This is a genomic window from Paraburkholderia sp. 32, from assembly GCF_050435345.1.
GTDB classification, from domain to species: domain Bacteria; phylum Pseudomonadota; class Gammaproteobacteria; order Burkholderiales; family Burkholderiaceae; genus Paraburkholderia; species Paraburkholderia tuberum.
Map to the genome: position 1 here is coordinate 2,457,777 of NZ_JBNDKD010000001.1, position 20,747 is coordinate 2,478,523.

Genomic DNA, 20,747 nt, shown 5'->3' on the forward strand with positions numbered 1-20,747 from the left:
ACGGAATCGCAACGCCATGCTCGACGTCAATCTCAAGACTCAACTGAAGTCGTACCTCGAAAAAGTTAGCAAGCCTATCGAGCTCGTCGCGTCGATCGATGACAGCGCGAAGTCCCAGGAGCTGCTGGCCCTGCTGAACGACATCGCGACCTTGTCGGAGCGCGTCACGGTGATCGAGCGTCGCGGCGACGACGAACGCAAGCCGTCGTTCTCGATTGGCGAAGCGGGCAAGGAAACCGGCATCCGTTTCGCCGGCATTCCGATGGGGCATGAATTCACGTCGCTCGTCCTCGCACTGCTGCAGGTCGGCGGCCACCCGGTCAAACTCGACGATGCGGTGATCGAACAGATCCGCAGCCTCGACGGCGACTATCAATTCGAAACGTATTTCTCGCTGTCGTGCCAGAACTGCCCGGAAGTCGTGCAGGCGCTGAACGTGATGGCGTTGATCAATCCGCGCATCCGTCACGTCGCGATCGACGGCGCGCTGTTCCAGAACGAAGTCGACGCGCGCCAGATCATGGCGGTACCGACGATGTTCCTGAACGGCGAAACCTTCGGCCAGGGCCGCAGCGGCGTGAAGGAAATCCTCGCGAAGCTCGATACCAACGCCGGTGCGCGCGCCGCGAAGCAACTGGAGAACAAGCCGGTGTTCGACACGCTGATCGTCGGCGGCGGCCCGGCGGGCGCGGCGGCGGCGATCTACTCGGCGCGCAAGGGCATTGCGACCGGTGTCGTGGCCGAGCGTTTCGGTGGCCAGGTGCTCGACACGCTGGCGATCGAGAACTTCGTCTCCGTGACCGAAACCGAAGGACCGAAGTTCGCGACCGCGCTCGAACAGCACGTGAAGACCTATGACGTCGACATCATGGACGTGCAGCGCGCCGAAGCGCTGATTCCGGGGCGCATCATCGAAGTACGTCTGGCCAACGGCGCGGTGCTGAAGGCGAAGACGATCATCCTCGCGACCGGTGCGCGCTGGCGCGAAATCAACGTGCCGGGCGAGCGCGAGTATCGCAATCATGGCGTCGCGTACTGCCCGCACTGCGATGGCCCCTTGTTCAAGGGCAAGCGCGTCGCGGTGATCGGCGGCGGCAACTCGGGCGTCGAGGCCGCGATCGACCTCGCGGGTCTCGTGCGCGAAGCGACGCTGCTCGAATTCGGTGCGACGCTGCGTGCCGACGAGGTGCTGCAACGCAAGCTGCGCAGCCTGCCGAACGTGACGGTGCTCACGCAGGCGCAGACCACGGAAATCACCGGCGACGGCAAGAAGGTCAACGGTCTGGTCTACAAGGACCTCGCTTCGGGAGAAGTGAAGAACGTCGAACTCGAAGGCGTGTTCGTGCAGATCGGTCTCGTGCCGAACACCGAATGGCTGAAGGGCACGGTCGAGCTGTCGAAGCATGGCGAGATCGTCGTCGATGCGCGCGGCGCGACGTCGGTGCCGGGCGTGTTCGCCGCCGGCGACGTGACCACGGTGCCGTTCAAGCAGATCGTGATCGCGATGGGCGAGGGTGCGAAGGCATCGCTGTCCGCATTCGATCACCTGATCCGCAACAGCGAAGAAGTCGCGGCGGTCAGCGAAGCGGAAGCGGAAGCCGAAGCAGCGGTTTGATTCGGTAGCTCAGAGAGGCAAACGGCGGCCCGCGGGCCGCCGTTTCAGTTTGCGCATGCAACAAAGGCCCGCATTCGTGCGGGCCTTTTTCCTTAAAGCACGGGAATCGGTATCACCGCCGGTCGAACGAATACTTGCCGGGGCCGGTCACGCACAACAGCAGCAACCCGCCGATGATGCCGATGTTCTTGTAGAAATGGATCATATTGTCGTACTGCATCGCGCCCGTCATGTTCCAGTAGTGATGGCCGATGATCGCGGTGCCGAGCGTATACACCGCAAGCAGCAGCGCCAGCGGTCGCGTGAAAAATCCCACTAACAGCGCGACGCCCACCACAAGCTCCATCACCACCGCGATAACAGCCGAGAACGCCGGCACGGGCGCGCCGGTCGACGTCATATAAGCGACGGTGCCGGCAAAGCCGGTCAGCTTCGACCAGCCGAACATCACGAACAGCACCATCAGCAGGATTCGAGCGACGAGAACGACGACGTCTTTCTGGTTTTCAAACAGTGTGTAGCGCATGATTTTTCCCGATAGGGTGGAGGGATGAAGCTCGCTGGAAATCGTCGTCCAGCGAGCCGCGTTCAGGTTGAGTCAATAGCGGCGCAAGCGGAGCGCTTATGCCCACAACGCCGAGGTTTCGATATTACGCAGGTCGAAAACGAGCACTTCCGCATCGCGGCCCTGCGTGAACGTCAGCGCTTCTTCACCCCGCACCCGCGCGCCGTCACCCTCGCCAAGCTCGACGCCATTCACCGTGACGCTGCCGCGCGCCACCTGAACATATGCATAGCGGTCCTTCGCGAGTTCGAGCCGCGCGGTTTCCTCACCGTCGAACAGACCGGCATACACGCGCGCATCCTGTTGCAACTGCAGCGAACCGTTCGCACCGTCCGGCGACAGCACGAGCCGCAGCACACCGCGCTTGTCGGCCGCGCCGAAGTGCTGTTGCTGATAGCGCGGCTTCGTGCCTTGCTGGGCCGGCGCGATCCAGATCTGCAGGAAGTGCACCGGTTCGCTCTTCGAATGGTTGTATTCGCTGTGCGCCACACCGGTGCCCGCGCTCATCAACTGGATGTCGCCCGGCACGATCACCGAGCCCGTGTCCATCGTGTCCTTGTGTTCGAGCGCGCCTTCGAGCACGTACGAAAGGATCTCCATGTCGCGATGGGGATGCTTGCCGAAGCCCTGCGCCGGCGCCACACGGTCGTCGTTGATCACGAGCAGGTCGGAGAAGCCGTTCTGCTTCGGATCGTGATAGTTCGCGAACGAAAACGTATGACGCGAGCTGAGCCAGCCATGTTCCGCGCGGCCACGTTGGTTGGCGTGTCTGATTTCGAGCATGCTCTTTCTCCTTGAGTTTTGTCGTGCGATCCGGGCCAGATGTTTGGCTGCGATCCATGAACGACAGTGTAGGTCAATCCGGATGGCTATAATCATGATAAAACCGGAAACACTGTCGCATTGGAGTGGACAATACGATGCAACTCGATGACATGCGCATCTTCGTCGCGACCGTCGACGCCCACAATTTCACCCGCCGCGGCCAACCGGCTGTCGCTGTCGAAACAGTTCGTGAGCCGCCGTGTGATGGCGCTCGAGGAAGCACTCGGTGTGCAACTGCTGATCCGCAACACGCGCAAGCTGGCGGTGACCGATCTGGGTCAGGAGTTCTACGAGCGCGCGAAGCGCATCCTCGGCGAGGTCGAGGACGCCGAGCAGGCCATGTCGCTGCGCCGCGCCGGGCCGCGCGGGCTGCTACGCGTGAGCGCGCCGATGTCGTTCGGCATGATGCATCTGTCGCCGCTCGTCGCGGCGTTTCTGCGCGAGCATCGCGACGTGCGCTTCGACATGGAACTGAGCGACCGCGCCGTCGATGTGGTCGGCGAAGGCTTCGATATGGCGATCCGTATCGGCACGCTGGCGGATTCGTCGCTGATCGCGCAAAAGCTGATCGATGTGAAGATGGTGGCGTGCTGCAGCCCCGGTTATCTGCGCCGGCGTGGCAGCCCGGCCGTGCCTGGCGATCTCGCGAACCACGAATGTCTGCTGTACGGCCACGGCGGCGCGGTGAGCTGGGACTTCAGCGTCGAGGGCGTGGTGAAGAGCGTCGAGGTGCGCGGGCCGTTACGCGCCAATAACGGCGATCTGATTCGCGATGCGGCCGTCGCGGGACTTGGAATCGTTCGGCTGCCGGATTTCATCGTCGCCGATGCGCTCGCAAGCGGACAACTCGTGCCCGTGCTCGAAGCGTTCCTGCCGGCGGCGACGGGCGTCTATGCCGTGTATCCGCAGCATCGGCAAAGCTCGGTCACGATCCGGGCATTCGTCGAGTTTCTGCGCAGGCATCTGAGGAAGAAGCTCGCGACCGAACCGCGGACGCCCGTCGGCTAATCCCCTAAACCCTATCAACCGTTGCGGAAGATAAAGCTATACGCGCTCAACGCCGGCACGCCGCCCAGGTGCGCATAAAGTACGCGCGAGCCGGCCGGAAATTCGCCGTTACGCACCTTGTCGATCATGCCGTGCATCGACTTTCCCTCGTACACCGGATCGGTCAGCATGCCTTCGAGCCGCGCGCACAGACGGATCGCCTCGAGCGTGCCGTCGTTCGGCAGACCGTATTCCGGGCCGCCGTAGCGCTCGTCGAGCACGATGTCCTTCGCGGTGATGTCGCGGCCCAGTTCGACGCTCTCGGCGGTCCGCTTCGCGATGCGCGTGATCTGCTCGCGTGTCTGCGCCGGTTTCGCCGATGCGTCGATGCCGATAACCCGATCGGCGCGGCCGTCGGCGGCGAAACCGACGACCATGCCAGCCTGCGTGCTGCCCGTCACCGAGCACACGACGATGTAGTCGAACCTGAAGCCTAGTTCGGCTTCCTGCTGACGCACCTCTTCGGCAAAGCCGACGAAGCCGAGGCCGCCGAGCGGATGGTCCGAGCAGCCGGCCGGAATCGCGTACGGCTTGCCGCCGGCCGCGCGCACGCTGTCGAGCGCGTCTTCCCAGCTCTTGCGAAAGCCGATGTCGAAGCCGTCCGGCACGAGCCGCACGTCGGCGCCCATCATGCGCGACATCTGAATGTTGCCGACGCGGTCGTACACCGCATCCGAGTAGTTGACCCAGTTCTCCTGCACGAGCACGCACTTCAGGCCGAGATGCGCGGCAACCGCCGCGACCTGGCGCGTCTGGTTCGACTGGATGCCGCCGATCGACACGAGCGTGTCGCAGCCCTGCGCGAGCGCGTCGGGGATCAGATATTCGAGCTTGCGGGTCTTGTTGCCGCCGAACGCGAGGCCGCTATTGCAGTCCTCGCGCTTGGCATACAGCTCGACCTTGCCGCCGAGATGCTCGCTCAGACGCTTGAGCTGTTGAATTGGCGTCGGTCCGAAGGTGAGCGGGTAGCGGGGGAATCGTTGCAGGTTCATCGCGGCTCCGTGGTGGGGTGATTTCCATGAGTTCATGTTAGGAAAAACCGCCAGAAATGAGCTTGCGAAAAAAATCGCTTAGACGTATTTTTCGAAATCAAAGAATGTCCACCTCGTAATAAAACTTCGTACATATGGTCATGAGCGCAACGAAAGTTCGTACTGGAGCGCCACCTTCGGGCATCGGCGCGATTCACCACCCGCTCGATCGCATCGATCGCGCAATCCTGCGGCAGTTGCAAACCGACGCGTCGATTTCGAACGTGGGGCTCGCCGCGAAAGTGAAGCTGAGCGCGCCGGCGTGTTTGCGGCGCGTCGAACGCTTGAAGGAATCGGGGCTGATTCGCGGCGTGGTCGCGCTGCTCGATCCAAAGGCGGCCGGCGCGGGCATGCTCGTGATCATCGGCGTGGTACTGGATCGCTCGACGCCCGAGTCGTTCGCCGAGTTCGAGAAGGCCGCGCAGAAAGTGGCCGGCTGCATGGAGTGCCACGTGGTGACCGGCGAGTTCGACTATTTCATGGTGATCCGCACGCGCGACAGCGACAGCTTCAATCGACTGCACGCCGAGCAGTTGCTGTATCTGCCGGGCGTACGGCAGATCCGCTCATTCATGGTGCTGAAGGAAATCCTGTCGACCACGAAATTTCCGCTGTGAGCCGCGCGGCCGCGCCGCCGCCCGCGAAAGCGCGCATGCTGTCATAAACGCCGCGCCCGCGCGACCAAGCTTCGGCGCACCCGCATGCGGCCGTGGCAGCACCGTGCCAACGCGGGCGGGCGCCGGCACTTTTCCGGAGCGACCATCATGACTCGCAACAGACCGCAATTCCTTACATCGTTCGGCGGCACCTCGAAACGCACACGCGCGGCCGTGTTGTCGTTGCTGCTAGGCGCGGCCGCGCTCGCGTTGCCGCTCGCGCAGCGCGTCGCGTTCGCGGCGGAGAGCGCCGTCGTGATCGCGCCGCCCGCGCTCGACGAGCCGATCGCGGCCAGCACCGCGCACGAGGAAACCGCGGTGTTCGCGGGTGGCTGCTTCTGGGGCGTCCAGGGGGTGTTCCAGCATGTGCGCGGTGTCACACGGGCGGTGTCCGGCTACTCGGGCGGCTCACGCGACACCGCGCAGTACGAGACCGTCAGCGGCGGCGAGACGGGGCACGCCGAATCGGTGCAGGTCACGTTCGATCCTGGCAAGGTCACCTACGGCCGGTTGCTGCAGGTGTATTTCTCGGTGGTTCAGGACCCGACCGAGCTGAATCGTCAGGGGCCCGACAGCGGCACGCAATACCGCTCCGCGATCTTTCCGCTGAACGACGCGCAACGGCACGTCGCGCAAAGCTACATTGCGCAGCTCGACAAGTCGCACGTGTTCCCCGCGCCGATCGTCACGAAGACGGAGCCCTACAAGGGCTTCTATCCGGCCGAGTCGTATCACCAGAACTATCTGACCTTGCATCCCGATTCGGCCTACATCGTGTTCAATGACATGCCGAAAATCGCCAACCTGAAACGCCTGTTCCCCAACCTGTATCGCGACAAGCCGGTGCTCGTCGAAGCAGGGCAATAATCCCTCTGAACGGCGGCGCCAGCGGCGCCGCCGCAGCGCCGGACCGTCTTCGGGTTACGCCTTGGGTCGCGCTCGTCACCAATCTTCCACAGAGTTGGCGCATATCTTGCGCAGCAATGTTCCGTTGGCCATTGTCCACGTCACCGCGGCGCGCAAGGACTATGCGCAGTGGCCACACGAGCGCGGGGGTCATGCGGGCTCGCCGCGCCTCGTGCACATCGCGCTGCCCGCTTCATCGATTGGAAAAATTACACGCCGTAAGTAACAGCGCGGCGGTCGTCCGCGTTTTTGGGTCCGCGCTGGACCCCGGGCGCAAACCTAACCTCATCGCGACGAGCGAAATTGGAGGCTTCCGGTGGTCAACAGACGTAGAAAGAAGCGGGGCGCCATGCCTCGCCATAAACAAACCGGCATCGCGGCGGGCTCGCTCGTCGCCGCGACCTTGGGCGCGATGGCCTGCGTGCCGGGTGTGGTCTTCGCGCAGACGCCGTCGCCGCTCGGCGAATGGCAATATTCGGTGGGCATTCCGCTGCAGAAGATGTGGCAGCCGAACATTCCCGACTGGCAACTGCGCTTCGGCGTGGCCACGTCGTTCCAGCCGCGCTTCGAAGGATCGGACCGCTATCACCTGGTGACCGGCCCGAGCATCGACGTGCGCTACAAGGATCTGTTCTTTCTGTCGAGCGGCGAAGGCTTCGGCGTGAATTTCGCACAGGGCGAGAACTGGCGCATGAGTCTCGCCGCGGTCTACGACCTCGGGCGACGCGGCCAGGACGATCCGCAGGAACTCAACGGGCTCGGCAACATCAACCCGGCGCCCGGTCTGAAGCTTTCGGGCGAGTACGTCGTGTCGAAGGATTTTCCGCTCGTCCTGCGCGCCGATATCCGCCGCTATTTCGGCGGATCGAACGGCTGGATCGGTGATCTCGGCGCCTATATGCCGATGCCCGGCAGCACGAAGCAGTTCATTTGGTTCGCCGGCCCGAACGTGGTGCTCGCGGACTCCAATTACATGAACAGCTGGTTCGGAGTCAATCAGGAGCAGGCCGCGCACTCGCAGTATCCGCAGTATCACGCGAGCGCGGGCTTCAAGTCGGTGGGTTTCGGCGTCAGCGCGATCTGGCTGTTCAGCAAGCACTGGTTCGCGACCGCCGACGGCGCGTTCGAGCAGCTCGTCGGCAGCGCGGGCAACAGTCCGATCACGCGCAGCCGCGCGAACGGCGTCGCCGACATATCGATCAACTACCGGTTCTGACGCACCGCCGCGTCGCAGCCACTGCGCCGTGACTTCGTGGGTATAGCCCTTGCTGACTCCGTGATCGTGCGCCGCGACGCCTCCGTCGCCGCGCGCCCGAACAGAAGGAGTGATCCCCATGGCAGGTAAAGCGAACACCCAGGAGCCCGCGGCCCAGGCAAACGGGGCAGCGCAGTCGAACGACGCGAAATCGAACGATCTCGAACGCAATCGCGTGAAGCCGCAAGGCGAGGCCCTGAGGACCAATCAGGGCGTCAAGATTGCCGACAACCAGAACACGTTGCGGGCGGGACCGCGCGGTCCATCGCTGCTCGAAGATTTCATCATGCGTGAAAAGATCACGCACTTCGACCACGAGCGGATTCCCGAACGGATCGTGCACGCGCGTGGCTCGGCCGCGCATGGTGTATTCAAGGTCTACGAATCGATGCGCGAGTACACCAAGGCCGCGTTTTTGCAGGACCCGGCCGCCGAAACGCCGGTCTATGTGCGTTTCTCGACCGTGCAAGGTCCGCGCGGCTCTGCCGACACCGTGCGCGACGTGCGCGGCTTCGCGACGAAGTTCTACACGCAGGAAGGCAATTTCGATCTGGTCGGCAACAACATGCCGGTGTTCTTCATTCAGGACGCGATCAAGTTTCCTGACTTCGTGCACGCGGTGAAACCGGAAGCACCGAACGAAATGCCGACCGGCGGGTCCGCGCACGACACGTTCTGGGACTTCGTCTCGCTCGTGCCCGAATCGGCGCACATGGTGCTGTGGACGATGTCGGACCGCGCGATTCCGCGCAGCTTTCGAACGATGGAAGGCTTCGGCGTTCACACTTTCCGCTTCGTCAATGCGCAGGGCAAAGCTCGTTTCGTCAAGTTCCACTGGCGTCCCGTGCTCGGCTCGTATTCGCTGCTGTGGGACGAAGCGCAGAAGCTCGCGGGCAAGGACCCGGACTTTCACCGCCGCGACCTATGGGAAGCGATCGAGCGCGGCGATTATCCGGAGTACGAACTGGGCGTGCAGATCGTCGAGGAAGCCGACGAGCACAAGTTCGATTTCGACCTGCTCGATCCGACCAAGCTGATTCCGGAAGAGCTGGTGCCGGTGAAACTCATCGGCAAGATGACGCTCAATCGCAATCCGGACAACTTCTTCGCCGAGACCGAACAGGCCGCGTTCCATCCGGGGCATATCGTGCCGGGCATCGATTTCACCAACGATCCGTTGCTGCAGGGGCGTTTGTTTTCGTACACGGACACTCAGATCAGCCGCCTCGGTGGCCCGAACTTTCACGAGATTCCGATCAACCGGCCGGTCTGTCCATCCGTCAACAATCAGCGCGATGCGATGCATCGGCAGGCGATCCATGTCGGCCAGGCGTCGTACGAGCCGAACTCGCTGAACGATGGCTGGCCGAATGAAACCGATCCGGCCGCTGAAGATGGCGGCTTCGACAGCCATCACGAACGCGTCGAGGGCACGAAGATTCGCGTGCGCAGCGACTCGTTCGCCGATCATTTCTCGCAGGCCGCGTTGTTCTACAACAGTATGTCGCAGCCGGAAAAAGACCATATCGCGGCGGCCTATCAGTTCGAGCTCGGCAAGGTGACAAAGCCCGAGATTCGCGCGCGCCAGGTCAACGAGATTCTCGCGAACTTCGACGCCGATCTCGCCGCGAAGGTCGCCGAAGGACTCGGCTTGCCGGCGCCGAAACAGGGCACGGCGAAACTCGTCGGGCCGAAGACGTCGCCGGCGTTGAGTCTGCTCAATCGCGTGAAGCCCGGCATCAAGACCCGCAAGATCGCGCTGCTCGCCGCACCCGGCTCCAATAGCGCGGCGATCAAACAGTTGCAGCAGGCGCTCACGGGCGAAGGCGCGACGCCGATGCTGATCGCGCCGACGCTCGCCGAGATCGATGGCCTCGCGCCCGACGCGACGATCGCCGGGCTGCCATCGGTGATGTTCGACGCGGTGATCGTCGTCGGCGGCGAGAAGGGGGCGAAGGAACTGTCGCAATCGGGCGATGCGCGGCACTTCGTGCTCGAAGCGTTCAAGCATCTGAAGGCGATCGCGGCGCTCGGCGCGGGGCGCGACCTGCTCGCGGCCGCGCAGTTGCCCGCGCAGCCGGACGGCGTCGCGACCGGCGAGGACTCGCAGTCCGCCGATGTGTTGAAGGCGTTCATCAAGGCCGCCGGACAGCATCGCGTGTGGTCGCGCGCGGCGCAGGCGGAATCGGTGCCGGCCTGAGCGGGCCGAGCCGGTTGCGCTGATGCGCTGCCGCGTTAGCCGCTGAACGGTGCTGAGCGTAGCTGAAACGCGGCGCGTCGATACGCGTCGATGCAGGCGCCTGGCCGGTGTTAGCCGGCCAGGTTGTTTTTGGCATTCCGCGTCGCGCGCGTGCGGGTCGTCCTTGTATGATGACAGCGGTCGCATCGCGGCACTCGACACCGTGCGCAGACCCGAAAGATATTCCGCATCGACCCGATTCGCCATGCCACTTACAGAAAAAATGACCGCATCGCCGGCCGTCGATCAACTCCGTTTCCGCCGCATCCTTCGCCGCAATATCGCGCTGCCTTTGGGCGTCGGCCTCGTCACGATGGCGCTGTTCGTCGGCTTGATCGCGTATCTCGTGTCGACGATGAACTGGGCCGAGCACTCCGGCCGCGTGATCGGCGACGCCAACGAATTGCTGCGGCTCGCGGTGGATCGCGAATCGTCGATGCGCGGCTTTCTGATCACCGGTAACGAGAGTTTCCTCGCGCCGTATGAAAACGGCGGCCCGAAATTCAAGGCACAGCTCGAAGCGTTGAAAAAGCAGGTCGCCGACAACCCGCCGCAAATCGAGCGGCTCAAGCAGATCGAGGCCTCGCAGGAGCGTTGGAGCCGCTTCGCCGAACAGATCATCGACGCGCGCCGCCGCAACCAGGACTATGAGAGTGCGATCGCAGCGGGGCGCGGCAAGCTCGAATTCGACGAAACGCGCCGCGAATTCGGCGATTTTCTCGACGTCGAATTGCGCTTGCGCCAGCAGCGCGTCGAAGCGACGCGCAACGTGACGGCGACGCTGGTCGGCGTGTTCCTGCTGTTCAGCCTCGTCGTCAGCGGCCTGCTAGCGTGGCGAGGCCGTCGCGAACTGCTGGACCTGTCCGGGACCTATGACGACGTGCTGCGCCGTCAGGCCGAACAGACCGCGCTGCTCGAGCAGCAGGTCTGGTTGCGCTCGGGCCAGCGCCTGCTCGCGGACAAGGTCGTCGGGCGGACGAGCGCGCCGCTCGTCGGCCGCGCGATGCTCGAGTTTCTCGCCCAATATCTCGATGCGCTCGTCGCCGCGCTGTACGTGCGCGACAGGCAGAGCGGCACGCTGCGCCGCATCGCCGCGTACGGCTATAGCCGTGACAGCGAGCAGACGGCCGCTCTGAGTTTCGAAGAGGGTGAAACGCTGGTCGGCCAGGCCGCGCGCTCGCGCCGCACGCTGGTGTTGCGCGATGTGCCGGCCGATTACGTGCGGGTCGTGTCGGCCACTGGCAGCGGCGCGCCGCGCAATCTGCTGATCCTGCCGACCGACAACGACGGCCAGGTCAACGGCGTCGTCGAAATGGGCTTCCTGCGCGAGGTGACGCCGCGCGACGAAGAGTTCATGGAGCTGATCCGCCACAGCATGGGCAATTTTCTCGAGGCGGCGCTGTATCGCGAACGCCTGCAGGATGCGCTCGCCGAGACGCAGCAGCTGAACGAGGAGTTGCAGGTCCAGCAGGAGGAGTTGCGGGTCTCCAACGAAGGGCTCGAGGAACGCGGCCGCGCGCTGTTGGAATCGCAACGGCGCCTCGAAGCGCAGCAGGCCGAGCTCGAACAGACCAACGTGCGGCTCGAGGAATACGCGCTGCGGCTGGAGCGGCAAAAATCGGATCTGCTGCGCGTGCAGAACGATCTGGCGGCCAATGCGGAGCGCCTCGAACAGTCGAGCCGCTACAAGTCCGAGTTCCTCGCGAACATGTCGCACGAATTGCGCACGCCGCTGAACAGCTCGCTGATTCTCGCGAAGCTGCTGCAGCAGAATCGCAGCGGCAATCTGACCGACGAGCAGGTGCGCTACGCGGAGACGATCCACGCGTCGAACAGCGATCTGCTCGTGCTGATCAACGACATTCTCGACCTGTCGAAGGTCGAGGCGGGTCAATTGACGGTCGAGCACGAAACGGTGTCGATCGAGGCGACGCTGCAATCGCTCGAAGAAATGGTTCGTCCGATCGCGACGACCAAGCACTTGCGTCTCGCCTTCGACAAGTTGCCGGGCACGCCCGATACGTTCGTCACCGATGGCCAGCGGCTCACGCAGATCCTGCGCAACCTGCTGTCGAACGCGGTGAAGTTCACCGAGCGCGGCGAGGTCACGCTCGAGGTCGCCAGGGTCGAGGACAACGTGCTGCGCTTCGACGTGCGCGATTCGGGCATCGGTATTCCGGCCGACAAGCTCGACCTGATCTTCGAGGCGTTCCAGCAGGCCGATGGCTCGACGAGCCGTCAATATGGGGGCAGCGGCCTCGGGCTGTCGATTTCGCGCGAGTTCTCGCGGTTGCTGGGCGGGCGCATCACGGTGGCGAGCGAAGTTGGCAAGGGCAGCGTGTTTTCGCTGTGGCTGCCGCTCGATGCGCGCGAGGCGCGCGTGAGCGCGGACACCGCACCCCCCGCGGTGATCCCGCCAGCGAATGGTCTGGCAAGCCGGGCGCCGCCCACCGCGTCGCGCGAAGCCTTGCTGCCCGGCGCCGCCGAGCCCGCCGCCGCGTCGATAGCCGACGATCGCGACCATCGCACCCGCGCGGGCCGTCTGATCGTCGCGGTCGAAGACGATCCGCCGTTCGCCGCGATTCTGCGCGATCTCGTGCACGAACTCGACTTCGACTTCGTGCACGCGAGCGATGCCGCGAGCGGCCTCGCGCTGGTGCGCGACATGCGGCCGGCCGCGGTGCTGCTCGACGTCGGTCTGCCGGACCGCTCGGGCCTCACGGTGCTCGAATGGCTGAAGAACGATCCGCTGACTCGCCACATTCCGATCCATATCGTGTCGGCCACCGATCACGCCGACAAGGCGCTGCATCTCGGCGCGATCGGCTACACGCTGAAGCCGACCGCGCGCTCGACGATGGAGGCCGCGATCCGCCGCCTCGAAGCGCGGCTGCAACAGCGCCTGAAGCGCGTGCTGGTGATCGAGGACGACGCGCCGATGCGCGAAAGCATCCGCGCGCTGCTGCAAAGCGAGAACACCGGGATCGTCGCGGTCGCGACGCTCGCCGAGGCGTTCGAGCAACTGTCGGCGCCGAGGTTCGACTGCGTCGTCACCGATCTCGCGCTGCCGGACGGCACCGGCTACGATCTGCTCGAACGCCTCGCCGCGAACAGCGCGCATGCAGCGCTGCCGGTGATCGTCTACACGGGCCGCATGCTGTCCGACGAAGAGGAGCACCGGCTGCGCCGCTACTCGAAGTCGATCATCATCAAGGGCGCGAAATCGCCGGAGCGTCTGCTCGATGAAGTCACGCTGTTTCTGCATAGCGTCGAGTCGTCGCTCGCGCCGGAGCAGCAGCGCATGCTGCGCACCGTGCGCCAACGCGACAATGCGTTCGAGGGCCGCACGATCCTGCTCGCCGAAGACGACGTGCGCAACATCTTCGCGCTGTCGCACGTGCTGGAGCCGCTCGGCGCGAAACTGCTGATCGCGCGCAACGGCCGCGAGGCGCTCGACCAACTGGAGAGCGGGCCGGAAGTGCATCTGGTGCTGATGGACATCATGATGCCCGAGATGGACGGCCTGACCGCGATGGGCGAGATTCGCCGCAATCCGCGCTTCGCGCATCTGCCGATCATCGCGCTGACCGCGAAGGCGATGGCGAACGATCGCACGCGCTGCCTCGAAGCGGGTGCCGACGACTACGTGTCGAAACCGATCGACGTCGACAAGCTCGTCGCGCTGTGCCGCGTGTGGCTGCGGCAGCGCTGACGGCGCGAGCGTTGGCACGCAAGCGAGCAATGCGATGAAACCGTCCGCATCTGAGGTACCGCACCGCATCAGCGATTTCGACATCGAGCTGCGGCTGCTGCTCGAGGCGATCTATCTGAAGTATCAGCACGACTTTCGCCACTACGCGATGTCGTCGCTGCGCCGCCGCCTCACGCAGGCGCTCGATGAATTCAACGTGGAGACGCTGTCGCAATTGCAGGACCGCATCATGCGCGACGGCTACGAGTTTTCGCGGCTGTTCCGCTACCTTACCGTGCAGGTCAGCGACATGTTTCGTGATCCGTCGTATTTCCTCGCGCTGCGCGAGCACGTGCTGCCGCGTTTGCGCACCTACCCGTCGATCAACGTGTGGGTCGCCGGATGCAGCACCGGCGAGGAGCTGTGGTCGCTGAAGATCCTGTTCGACGAGGAGGGTCTCACCGAGCGCACGCTGTTCTACGCGACCGACATCAACCCCGACGCGCTCGCGCGCGCGGAGGCGGGCATCTACGCGCTCGAACGCATCCAGGGCTTCACGCAGAACTATCTGGCGGCGGGCGGCACGCGTTCGCTGTCGGACTACTATCATGCAGCGTATGGCGGCGCGCGCTTTGCCGGCTCGCTCAAAGAGCGCGTGGTGTTCGCCGATCACAGCCTGTCCACCGACGAAGTGTTCCTCGAAGCGCATCTGGTGTCGTGCCGCAACGTGCTGATCTATTTCGATCGCGGCTTGCAGGATCGCGCGTTGGGGCTGTTCGAGAACGCACTGGTGCGGCGCGGCTTTCTCGGCCTGGGCAGCAAGGAAACCCTGCGGTTTTCACGTCACTACCCGGCGTTCGACGAGTTTCGCGCGGCCGAACGCATTTATCAGAAGCGTTAGCGAGGTCGCGATGCCACGCTCGACCAGTGAACCCCCGCCCACCCAGGCCGCCGACGCCAGCGCCGCGCGGACGCACGCGCGCCGCGGCTATCAACTGGTCGTGATCGGCGGGTCGGCGGGCGGCATCGAGGTGCTCAAGGTGCTGCTCGCCGCGCTGCCCGCGCGCTTCGCGGCGGCCGTGATGATCGTCGCGCATCTGCCGCCCGATTCGCCGAGCTATCTGGTGCCGGCGATCGCGCATCGCTGCGCGCTGCCGGTGCTCGAACCCGATGCGGGGGAGCTGATCCTGCCGGGCCGCGTGTACGTCGCGCCGGCCGGTTATCACATGCTCGTCGAAGTGGACCGCACGGTCGCGCTGTCGACCGCTGCGGCGGTGCGCTTCTCGCGGCCGTCGATCGACGTGCTGTTCGAATCGGCCGCCGCGGTGTACGGCGAGCGGCTGCTCGCGATCCTGCTGTCCGGCGCCAACGACGACGGCGCGCACGGGCTCGAACGCGTGCGCGCGCTCGGCGGCACCGCGTGGGTGCAGGACCCCGGCAGCGCCGGTGCACCGGAGATGCCGCGCGCGGCGATCGAGCGCGGCGCGGCCGACGCGATCTACAATCCCGAAACCCTGGCGAAGCGCCTTGCCGCGCTGCCGACTTCCCTCTGATCCGGTGCCATGACGAACTCACCTGTGAACATCCTGATCGTCGACGACATCGTCCACAACATCACCGCGCTGGAAGCGTTGCTCGCGCGGCCCGACGTCGCGGTGCTGGTCGCCGACTGCGGCACCGCCGCGCTCGATCTGCTGCTCAAGCACGAAGTCGCGCTGGCGATTCTCGACGTCAATATGCCCGGCATGAACGGCTTCGAGCTGGCCGCGCTGATGCGCGGCAGCCCGCGCACGTCGCACGTTCCGATCATCTTCCTGAGCGCGACCGCGCAGGACGCGTCGCGCACGTTCCGTGGCTATGAGGCAGGCGCGGTCGACTTCCTGTACAAGCCGTTCGATCCGCGCATCCTGCAGTCGAAGGTCGACGTGTTCGTGCAGCTGGAGCAGCAGAAGCGCGAGCTCGCCGCGCAACTGGTGACGACGCGCCAGATGCTCGAAGCGAACGAAATGCTGATGGCGGTGCTCAGCCATGATCTGCGCACGCCGCTCGGCGCGGTGCTGGCGTCGGCGGAATACCTGATGCGCACGGCCGCCGACGAGCAGGCCGCAACCGTCGCCGCGCGCGTGAAGAACAGCGCCCTGCGCATGGCGCGGATGGTCGATCAGCTGCTGAACCTCGCGCGCCTGCAAGGCGGACGTCTGCCGTTGCAGCCGCGCTCGATCGAGCTCGCGACGCTGTGCCGCTCGGTCATCGACGAATTCGCATCGCAGAAGAGCGGCAAGCAGATCGTGTTCACCTGCACCGGCAATACGGCCGGCGCGTGGGATACCGATCTCGTGTGGCAGGCGGTGTCGAATCTCGTCAGCAATGCGCTGCATCATGGGGCGCCGGAGGGCGATATCGGCGTGGAGGTCGATGGCGACGCCGAGGATTGCGTGCGCCTGAAGGTGTCCAATCGCGGCACGATTCCGGCGGAGGTGTTTCCGCATCTGTTCAAGGCGTTCGCGTCGAACGGCAACGGCGCGCGGTCGCGCGAAGGGCTCGGGCTCGGTCTGCATATCGTGCAGGAGATCGCGCGCATGCATGGCGGCGACGTCAGCGTCGTATCCACGGACGAGTCCGGCACGACCTTTACGATCGAATTGCCGAGGACGGTCGCATTGCAGCGGGGGGCGTTTACCCGGCGATAAAGCATCGCCAGGCCGGCGATCACGCCGGTGGGCCACCGCGTGCCCGCTGTGCTACGCTTGCCGCAACCCAATTCACGCAGCGCAAGCACGAATCCCCATCATGCGTTCCTGGCGCCTCGCATCACCGCAGCGCAGCGGTCAGATCAGCACCGCGCGCGCCACCGACCTCGTCATGGCGATCTCCCACCCGGATGCCGACGCGCTCGCCGCGAGCATTCTGCTGACGGTTGGCGAAACGTTGTCGCTGCCCGTCTCGCAGTGCACGATCTTCGCGTATGAGTTCGACGCGCGACCTCGTACGGTGTCGGCGGCCGACCATCGCGGTGGGCATTTTCTGCGCGACGTCGCCGAACGCTACGCCGCGCATTTCTATGCGCTCGACGGCAATCGCGCGGTCATCGGTCAATCGAACCACAGCCGGCGCACCGCTTTGCGCGATGCGCTGGTGCTGCATCAGCAGCGCGGCGACGAAATCGAAAACGAAGCGTATCGCGCGGCCTGCTACGCGCAGCCGAACGTATCGGACCGGCTGTCGTTGCTCGTGCAGCCGGCGGATAGCGTGTGGCTGTCGATCAACCTGTATCGCGACCGCGCGTACGGCGTGTTCGCGCCGGGCGAACTGGAGCGGATCGAAAGCGTCGCGCCGCTGTTCGCGCATGCGGCGAAGGGCCAATACGCGCTGAACGGGCAACATCAGCAGGGCACCGGTGCGGCGATGCTCGCGCGCGTGCGGCGCGCATGTCCGACGCTGACGCCGCGCGAGCTCGACGTGTTGCGGGGCACGCTCGATGGCGCGAGCGCGGCCGAGATTGCCGGGCAGATGGGCGTGAAGCGGGCGAGCGTCGTCACGTACCAGAAGCGCGCGTACGCTCGGCTCGGGATTTCTAATCAGCGGCAACTGTTCGCGCTGTGTATGCAACCCTAGCTGCACATCTGTCGAAACTCGCGTCGCATCGCGCTTCGAGTCCGCTTCAACTCCGCTTACCCCGCGCCTCGGCCTGCGTCTCCCGATCCCAGCGTTTCAACCACGGCATCACGAAATCCGCGAAGCCGTCGGCCGATGGCGACAGCGCACGCTCGGTCGACCGATACACACACACCTCGCGAATCGTTTCAGGATCGACGATGCGCTTCATCACGAGCCCGAAGGTCCGCGCGAGCGGTGCGACATAGGCTGGCGCGAGCGTGACCGCCAGCCCTCGCGCGGCGAGGCCGAACGCGGTGGTCACGTTGTCGACGACATCGACGGGAATGATGCGCGCCTCGACCGGCAGATTGGCGAGCATCTGGCCGACCGCGCGCTCGTGGTCGCGGCCGGTCGCGACGATCGGCACGTCGCGCAGATGCTGCCACTGCACGCGGCGGCGCGCGGCGAGCGGATGCGCGGCCGAGCACCACATGACCCACGGACTCGCGAACGCGGGCTCGGAGCGCACGCGCGGACCGCTTTGCCGGTCCGGGCCGATCGCGAGATCGATGTCGCCGCTCTCGACGCGCTCCACCAGTTGCTCGACCACGGTATCGCAGACGCGCACGACCACCTTCGGCTTGTCGCGCGCGTATTCGGCGATCGCCGCGGGCAGCGCTGTCGACGCGATGACGAGCGGCGCGCCGACCCGCACGATGCCGGCCGCGCGGTTGCGGATATCGTCGGCGGATTGGGCGGCTGCGCGCACGTGGCGCAGCACCGATTCGGCCGACGCCAGAAAGTCCTGCCCCGCGCTGGACAGCGCGACGCGCCGCGTGGTGCGATCGAACAGCCGGAAGCCGAGCTCCGTTTCGAGTTCGGCAAGCAACTGGCTGACCGCCGACGAGGTCAGCCCGAGCCGCTGCGCCGCCGCGCCGATGCTGTGCAGATCGACGATGGCGAGGAACGCTTCGAATTGACGGATCGTGATGCGGGTAAGAGGCATACGATCGATTCTAAAGAAAAACTTACGAATCATGAAAAATCGATTGATTGTGCGCGGCGCGTCGACGACCGACACTCGTGCGGGTCGACTTGGCCCGGCAAACCCGCTTAGACTCAAGGTTTGCCCTGTCGTCCCGCGGCGCGCGGACGACCGCTACAACAGGCCTGCAGAGGCCGTCTTCAAGGACCCGTCATGTTCGACCATATTCCCGCCTATCCGGGCGACCCGATTCTGAGCCTGAACGAAGACTTTCAGCTGGACCCCCGGCCGAACAAGGTCAACCTCAGCATCGGCATCTATTTCGACGACGCCGGCAAGCTGCCGGTGATCGACGCGGTGCGCCGCGCCGAAACCGCGCTGCTCGACGCGATCGGCCCGCGCTCGTATCTGCCGATGGCGGGTCTGCCGCTCTATCGCGACACTGCGCAGGCGCTCGTGTTCGGCGCCCACAGCGCCGCGCGCGCCGAAGGCCGGATCGCGACGCTGCAAACGCTCGGCGGCTCGGGCGCACTGAAGGTCGGCGCCGATTTCCTGAGGCGCTATTTCCCCGGCTCGCAAATGTGGATCAGCGATCCGAGCTGGGAAAACCATCGCGTGGTGTTCGAAGGCGCGGGCCTCACGGTCAACACCTATCCGTACTACGACGTGCAAACGGGTGGCCTGCGCTTTGCCGACATGCTCGCCGCAATCGACACGCTGCCGGAAAAGAGCATCGTGCTGCTGCACGCGTGCTGCCATAACCCGACTGGCGTCGATCTGAGCCCGTCGCAATGGACGGAACTGGTGCCGGTTTTGCAGCGCCGCAAGCTGATTGCATTCGTCGACATGGCCTACCAGGGTTTCGGCGCGGGCCTCGAAGAAGACGCCGCGCCGGTGCGCCTGCTCGCCGACGCGAACGTGCCGCTGATCGTCGCGAACTCGTTCTCGAAGAATTTCTCGCTTTACGGCGAGCGCGTCGGCGCGTTGAGCGTGGTCTGCAAGAGCGCCGACGAAGCGGCGCGCGTGGCGGGCCAGCTGATGTCGGCGGTGCGCGCGAACTACAGCAATCCGCCGACGCACGGCGCGCGCCTCGTCGCCAACGTGCTCGCCGATGCGACGCTGCGCGCGTCGTGGGAAGCCGAGCTCGGCGCGATGCGCGAGCGCATTCTGGCGATGCGCAAGGTGATTCACGCCGGGCTCGACGGACGCGTCGATGAAGTGATGCGCGCGCGCTATGTCGCGCAGCGCGGCATGTTCACGTATACGGGCCTGTCCGAAAGCCAGGTCGAGCGTCTGCGCAACGAATACGCGGTGTACGTGCTGCGCTCGGGCCGCATGTGCGTCGCCGGGCTGAACGCGCGCAACGCGGACTATGTCGCGTCGTCGATCGCGGCGGTGGTGTCGGGCGCCTGAAGCGCTCCGGCGCTCCGGCGCTCGGGCCGCTGTTGCGGCACGCGTGAATATGATGGGCGGCGCGCACGGGCGCGCCGTCACAACGACAAACTTGGAGACACCGACGATGGCCACGACCCTCGAAGCGCAACCGGCGAGCCCGCCCAGATCGGCCGCGATGCATCCGGACGAATGGCAGGCGCGCGTGCAACTTGCCGCGTGCTACCGGATTTTCGATCTGCTCGGTTGGACCGAGATGATCTACAACCACATCACGCTGCGCGTGCCCGAAAGCGTCAGCGGCCCGGAGCGCCAGTTCCTGATCAATCCGTTCGGGCTGCACTACAGCGAAGTGACCGCGAGCAATCTGGTGAAGATCGACGCGCAGGGGCGCGTGCTCGACGGCTCGCCGTATCCGGTGAATCCGGCTGGCTTCGTGGTGCATGCGGCGATTCACGGGGGCTTGCCCGACGCGCACTGTGTGATGCATACGCATACGACGGCGGGCGTCGCGGTCGCCTGCCTCGAAGAGGGCCTGCAGCAGACCAACTTCTATAGCGCGCAGTTGCACGACCGGATTGCGTATCACGACTTTGAAGGCATCACGATTCATGCGGAAGAGGGGCCGCGGCTGCTCGCGCATATCGGCGACAGGCAGGCGGTGATCCTGCGCAACCACGGTCTGCTATCGTGGGGCCGGACGTTGCCGCAGACCTTCGCGATTCTGTGGACGCTGAATCGCGCGTGCGAAGTCCAGGTGGCGACGTTCTCGATGGGCCGCGCTCGGCCGGTGCCGGAGGAGGTCGCGATTCGCTGCTCGCGCGACGCGCTGCAGTTCGATCCGCGCCACGGCGCCGGACAGGACGTGTTCGATGCGCTGGTGCGGCGGGTCGACCGGATCGATGCGAGTTTCCGGCAATGATTGAAGCCACGCGTAAACGAG

General features: G+C 65.1%; 16 protein-coding genes and 1 pseudogene. 13 read left to right on the forward strand and 4 right to left on the reverse strand.

What is annotated here, in order from left to right; genetic code table 11:
- Positions 1 to 16: 16 nt before the first annotated feature.
- Positions 17 to 1,615 carry an alkyl hydroperoxide reductase subunit F gene (ahpF, locus tag OKW26_RS11490; RefSeq protein WP_429353667.1) on the forward strand — a complete coding sequence of 533 codons (1,599 nt, stop codon included), beginning with the start codon at positions 17 to 19 and terminating at the stop codon, positions 1,613 to 1,615.
- A 112-nt stretch (positions 1,616 to 1,727) separates the two neighbouring features.
- On the opposite strand, the gene OKW26_RS11495 is transcribed toward ahpF, so the two are convergent.
- A complete protein-coding gene (locus OKW26_RS11495) occupies positions 1,728 to 2,141 on the reverse strand; it encodes a DoxX family protein (RefSeq protein WP_018425254.1) in 414 nt (137 codons plus the stop codon).
- Positions 2,142 to 2,237: 96 nt separating this feature from the next.
- A complete protein-coding gene (locus tag OKW26_RS11500) occupies positions 2,238 to 2,963 on the reverse strand; it encodes a pirin family protein (RefSeq protein ID WP_429353668.1) in 726 nt (241 codons plus the stop codon).
- Positions 2,964 to 3,100: 137 nt separating this feature from the next.
- On the opposite strand from OKW26_RS11500, the pseudogene OKW26_RS11505 reads away from it, so the two are divergent.
- Positions 3,101 to 4,013: pseudogene (locus OKW26_RS11505) on the forward strand (LysR family transcriptional regulator).
- 14 nt (positions 4,014 to 4,027) lie between these two features.
- Here the strand turns inward: OKW26_RS11505 and OKW26_RS11510 are convergent.
- The gene (locus OKW26_RS11510; protein ID WP_429353669.1) at positions 4,028 to 5,044 is read right to left on the reverse strand and encodes a 1-aminocyclopropane-1-carboxylate deaminase; all 1,017 of its coding nucleotides are present in this window, start codon (positions 5,042 to 5,044) and stop codon (positions 4,028 to 4,030) included.
- Positions 5,045 to 5,184: 140 nt separating this feature from the next.
- Here OKW26_RS11510 and OKW26_RS11515 point away from each other — a divergent pair, with 140 nt between their 5' ends.
- The 9 genes from OKW26_RS11515 to OKW26_RS11555 all read left to right on the forward strand — a co-directional run bounded on the left by OKW26_RS11515 (position 5,185) and on the right by OKW26_RS11555 (position 17,445).
- Positions 5,185 to 5,700, forward strand: a complete 516-nt coding sequence (locus OKW26_RS11515; RefSeq protein ID WP_429353670.1) for an Lrp/AsnC family transcriptional regulator — start codon at positions 5,185 to 5,187, stop codon at positions 5,698 to 5,700.
- 147 nt (positions 5,701 to 5,847) lie between these two features.
- Positions 5,848 to 6,606, forward strand: coding sequence for a peptide-methionine (S)-S-oxide reductase MsrA (msrA, locus tag OKW26_RS11520; RefSeq protein ID WP_429353671.1), 759 nt, complete (start codon positions 5,848 to 5,850; stop codon positions 6,604 to 6,606).
- Between the two features lie 355 nt (positions 6,607 to 6,961).
- The gene (locus tag OKW26_RS11525) at positions 6,962 to 7,861 is read left to right on the forward strand and encodes a MipA/OmpV family protein (RefSeq protein WP_429353672.1); all 900 of its coding nucleotides are present in this window, start codon (positions 6,962 to 6,964) and stop codon (positions 7,859 to 7,861) included.
- Between the two features lie 118 nt (positions 7,862 to 7,979).
- Positions 7,980 to 10,100: a catalase HPII gene (katE, locus tag OKW26_RS11530; RefSeq protein ID WP_429353673.1), complete on the forward strand. Its 2,121-nt coding sequence runs from the start codon at positions 7,980 to 7,982 to the stop codon at positions 10,098 to 10,100.
- A gap of 262 nt (positions 10,101 to 10,362) precedes the next feature.
- On the forward strand, positions 10,363 to 13,851 hold the full coding sequence (locus OKW26_RS11535; RefSeq protein ID WP_429354221.1) for a response regulator: 3,489 nt from the start codon (positions 10,363 to 10,365) through the stop codon (positions 13,849 to 13,851).
- 34 nt (positions 13,852 to 13,885) lie between these two features.
- Positions 13,886 to 14,731, forward strand: a complete 846-nt coding sequence (locus OKW26_RS11540; protein ID WP_429353674.1) for a CheR family methyltransferase — start codon at positions 13,886 to 13,888, stop codon at positions 14,729 to 14,731.
- Positions 14,732 to 14,741: 10 nt separating this feature from the next.
- Entirely contained in the window at positions 14,742 to 15,383 is a 642-nt protein-coding gene (locus OKW26_RS11545) for a chemotaxis protein CheB (RefSeq protein ID WP_429353675.1), read from the forward strand.
- 9 nt (positions 15,384 to 15,392) lie between these two features.
- The gene (locus OKW26_RS11550; RefSeq protein WP_429353676.1) at positions 15,393 to 16,520 is read left to right on the forward strand and encodes a hybrid sensor histidine kinase/response regulator; all 1,128 of its coding nucleotides are present in this window, start codon (positions 15,393 to 15,395) and stop codon (positions 16,518 to 16,520) included.
- 100 nt (positions 16,521 to 16,620) lie between these two features.
- Entirely contained in the window at positions 16,621 to 17,445 is an 825-nt protein-coding gene (locus OKW26_RS11555; protein ID WP_429353677.1) for a helix-turn-helix transcriptional regulator, read from the forward strand.
- Positions 17,446 to 17,491: 46 nt separating this feature from the next.
- Here OKW26_RS11555 and OKW26_RS11560 read toward each other — a convergent pair whose 3' ends face one another.
- Positions 17,492 to 18,433 carry a LysR family transcriptional regulator gene (locus tag OKW26_RS11560; RefSeq protein ID WP_429353678.1) on the reverse strand — a complete coding sequence of 314 codons (942 nt, stop codon included), beginning with the start codon at positions 18,431 to 18,433 and terminating at the stop codon, positions 17,492 to 17,494.
- Between the two features lie 192 nt (positions 18,434 to 18,625).
- On the opposite strand from OKW26_RS11560, the gene OKW26_RS11565 reads away from it, so the two are divergent.
- Together OKW26_RS11565 and OKW26_RS11570 are read left to right on the forward strand one after the other, a co-directional pair.
- A complete protein-coding gene (locus tag OKW26_RS11565) occupies positions 18,626 to 19,825 on the forward strand; it encodes an aromatic amino acid transaminase (RefSeq protein WP_429353679.1) in 1,200 nt (399 codons plus the stop codon).
- A gap of 106 nt (positions 19,826 to 19,931) precedes the next feature.
- Positions 19,932 to 20,726, forward strand: coding sequence for a class II aldolase/adducin family protein (locus OKW26_RS11570; protein WP_429353680.1), 795 nt, complete (start codon positions 19,932 to 19,934; stop codon positions 20,724 to 20,726).
- Positions 20,727 to 20,747 lie beyond the last annotated feature (21 nt).

Excerpts from the sequence above, each read along its gene's own strand:
- ahpF (WP_429353667.1), top strand. The coding sequence starts at position 17 with ATGCTCGACGTCAATCTCAAGACTCAACTGAAGTCGTACCTCGAAAAA.
- OKW26_RS11555 (WP_429353677.1), top strand. The coding sequence starts at position 16,621 with ATGCGTTCCTGGCGCCTCGCATCACCGCAGCGCAGCGGTCAGATCAGC.
- msrA (WP_429353671.1), top strand. The coding sequence starts at position 5,848 with ATGACTCGCAACAGACCGCAATTCCTTACATCGTTCGGCGGCACCTCG.
- OKW26_RS11565 (WP_429353679.1), top strand. The coding sequence starts at position 18,626 with ATGTTCGACCATATTCCCGCCTATCCGGGCGACCCGATTCTGAGCCTG.
- OKW26_RS11540 (WP_429353674.1), top strand. The coding sequence starts at position 13,886 with ATGAAACCGTCCGCATCTGAGGTACCGCACCGCATCAGCGATTTCGAC.
- OKW26_RS11510 (WP_429353669.1), bottom strand. The coding sequence starts at position 5,044 with ATGAACCTGCAACGATTCCCCCGCTACCCGCTCACCTTCGGACCGACG.
- OKW26_RS11535 (WP_429354221.1), top strand. The coding sequence starts at position 10,363 with ATGACCGCATCGCCGGCCGTCGATCAACTCCGTTTCCGCCGCATCCTT.
- katE (WP_429353673.1), top strand. The coding sequence starts at position 7,980 with ATGGCAGGTAAAGCGAACACCCAGGAGCCCGCGGCCCAGGCAAACGGG.
- OKW26_RS11560 (WP_429353678.1), bottom strand. The coding sequence starts at position 18,433 with ATGCCTCTTACCCGCATCACGATCCGTCAATTCGAAGCGTTCCTCGCC.
- OKW26_RS11500 (WP_429353668.1), bottom strand. The coding sequence starts at position 2,963 with ATGCTCGAAATCAGACACGCCAACCAACGTGGCCGCGCGGAACATGGC.
- OKW26_RS11550 (WP_429353676.1), top strand. The coding sequence starts at position 15,393 with ATGACGAACTCACCTGTGAACATCCTGATCGTCGACGACATCGTCCAC.
- OKW26_RS11515 (WP_429353670.1), top strand. The coding sequence starts at position 5,185 with ATGAGCGCAACGAAAGTTCGTACTGGAGCGCCACCTTCGGGCATCGGC.
- OKW26_RS11545 (WP_429353675.1), top strand. The coding sequence starts at position 14,742 with ATGCCACGCTCGACCAGTGAACCCCCGCCCACCCAGGCCGCCGACGCC.
- OKW26_RS11570 (WP_429353680.1), top strand. The coding sequence starts at position 19,932 with ATGGCCACGACCCTCGAAGCGCAACCGGCGAGCCCGCCCAGATCGGCC.
- OKW26_RS11495 (WP_018425254.1), bottom strand. The coding sequence starts at position 2,141 with ATGCGCTACACACTGTTTGAAAACCAGAAAGACGTCGTCGTTCTCGTC.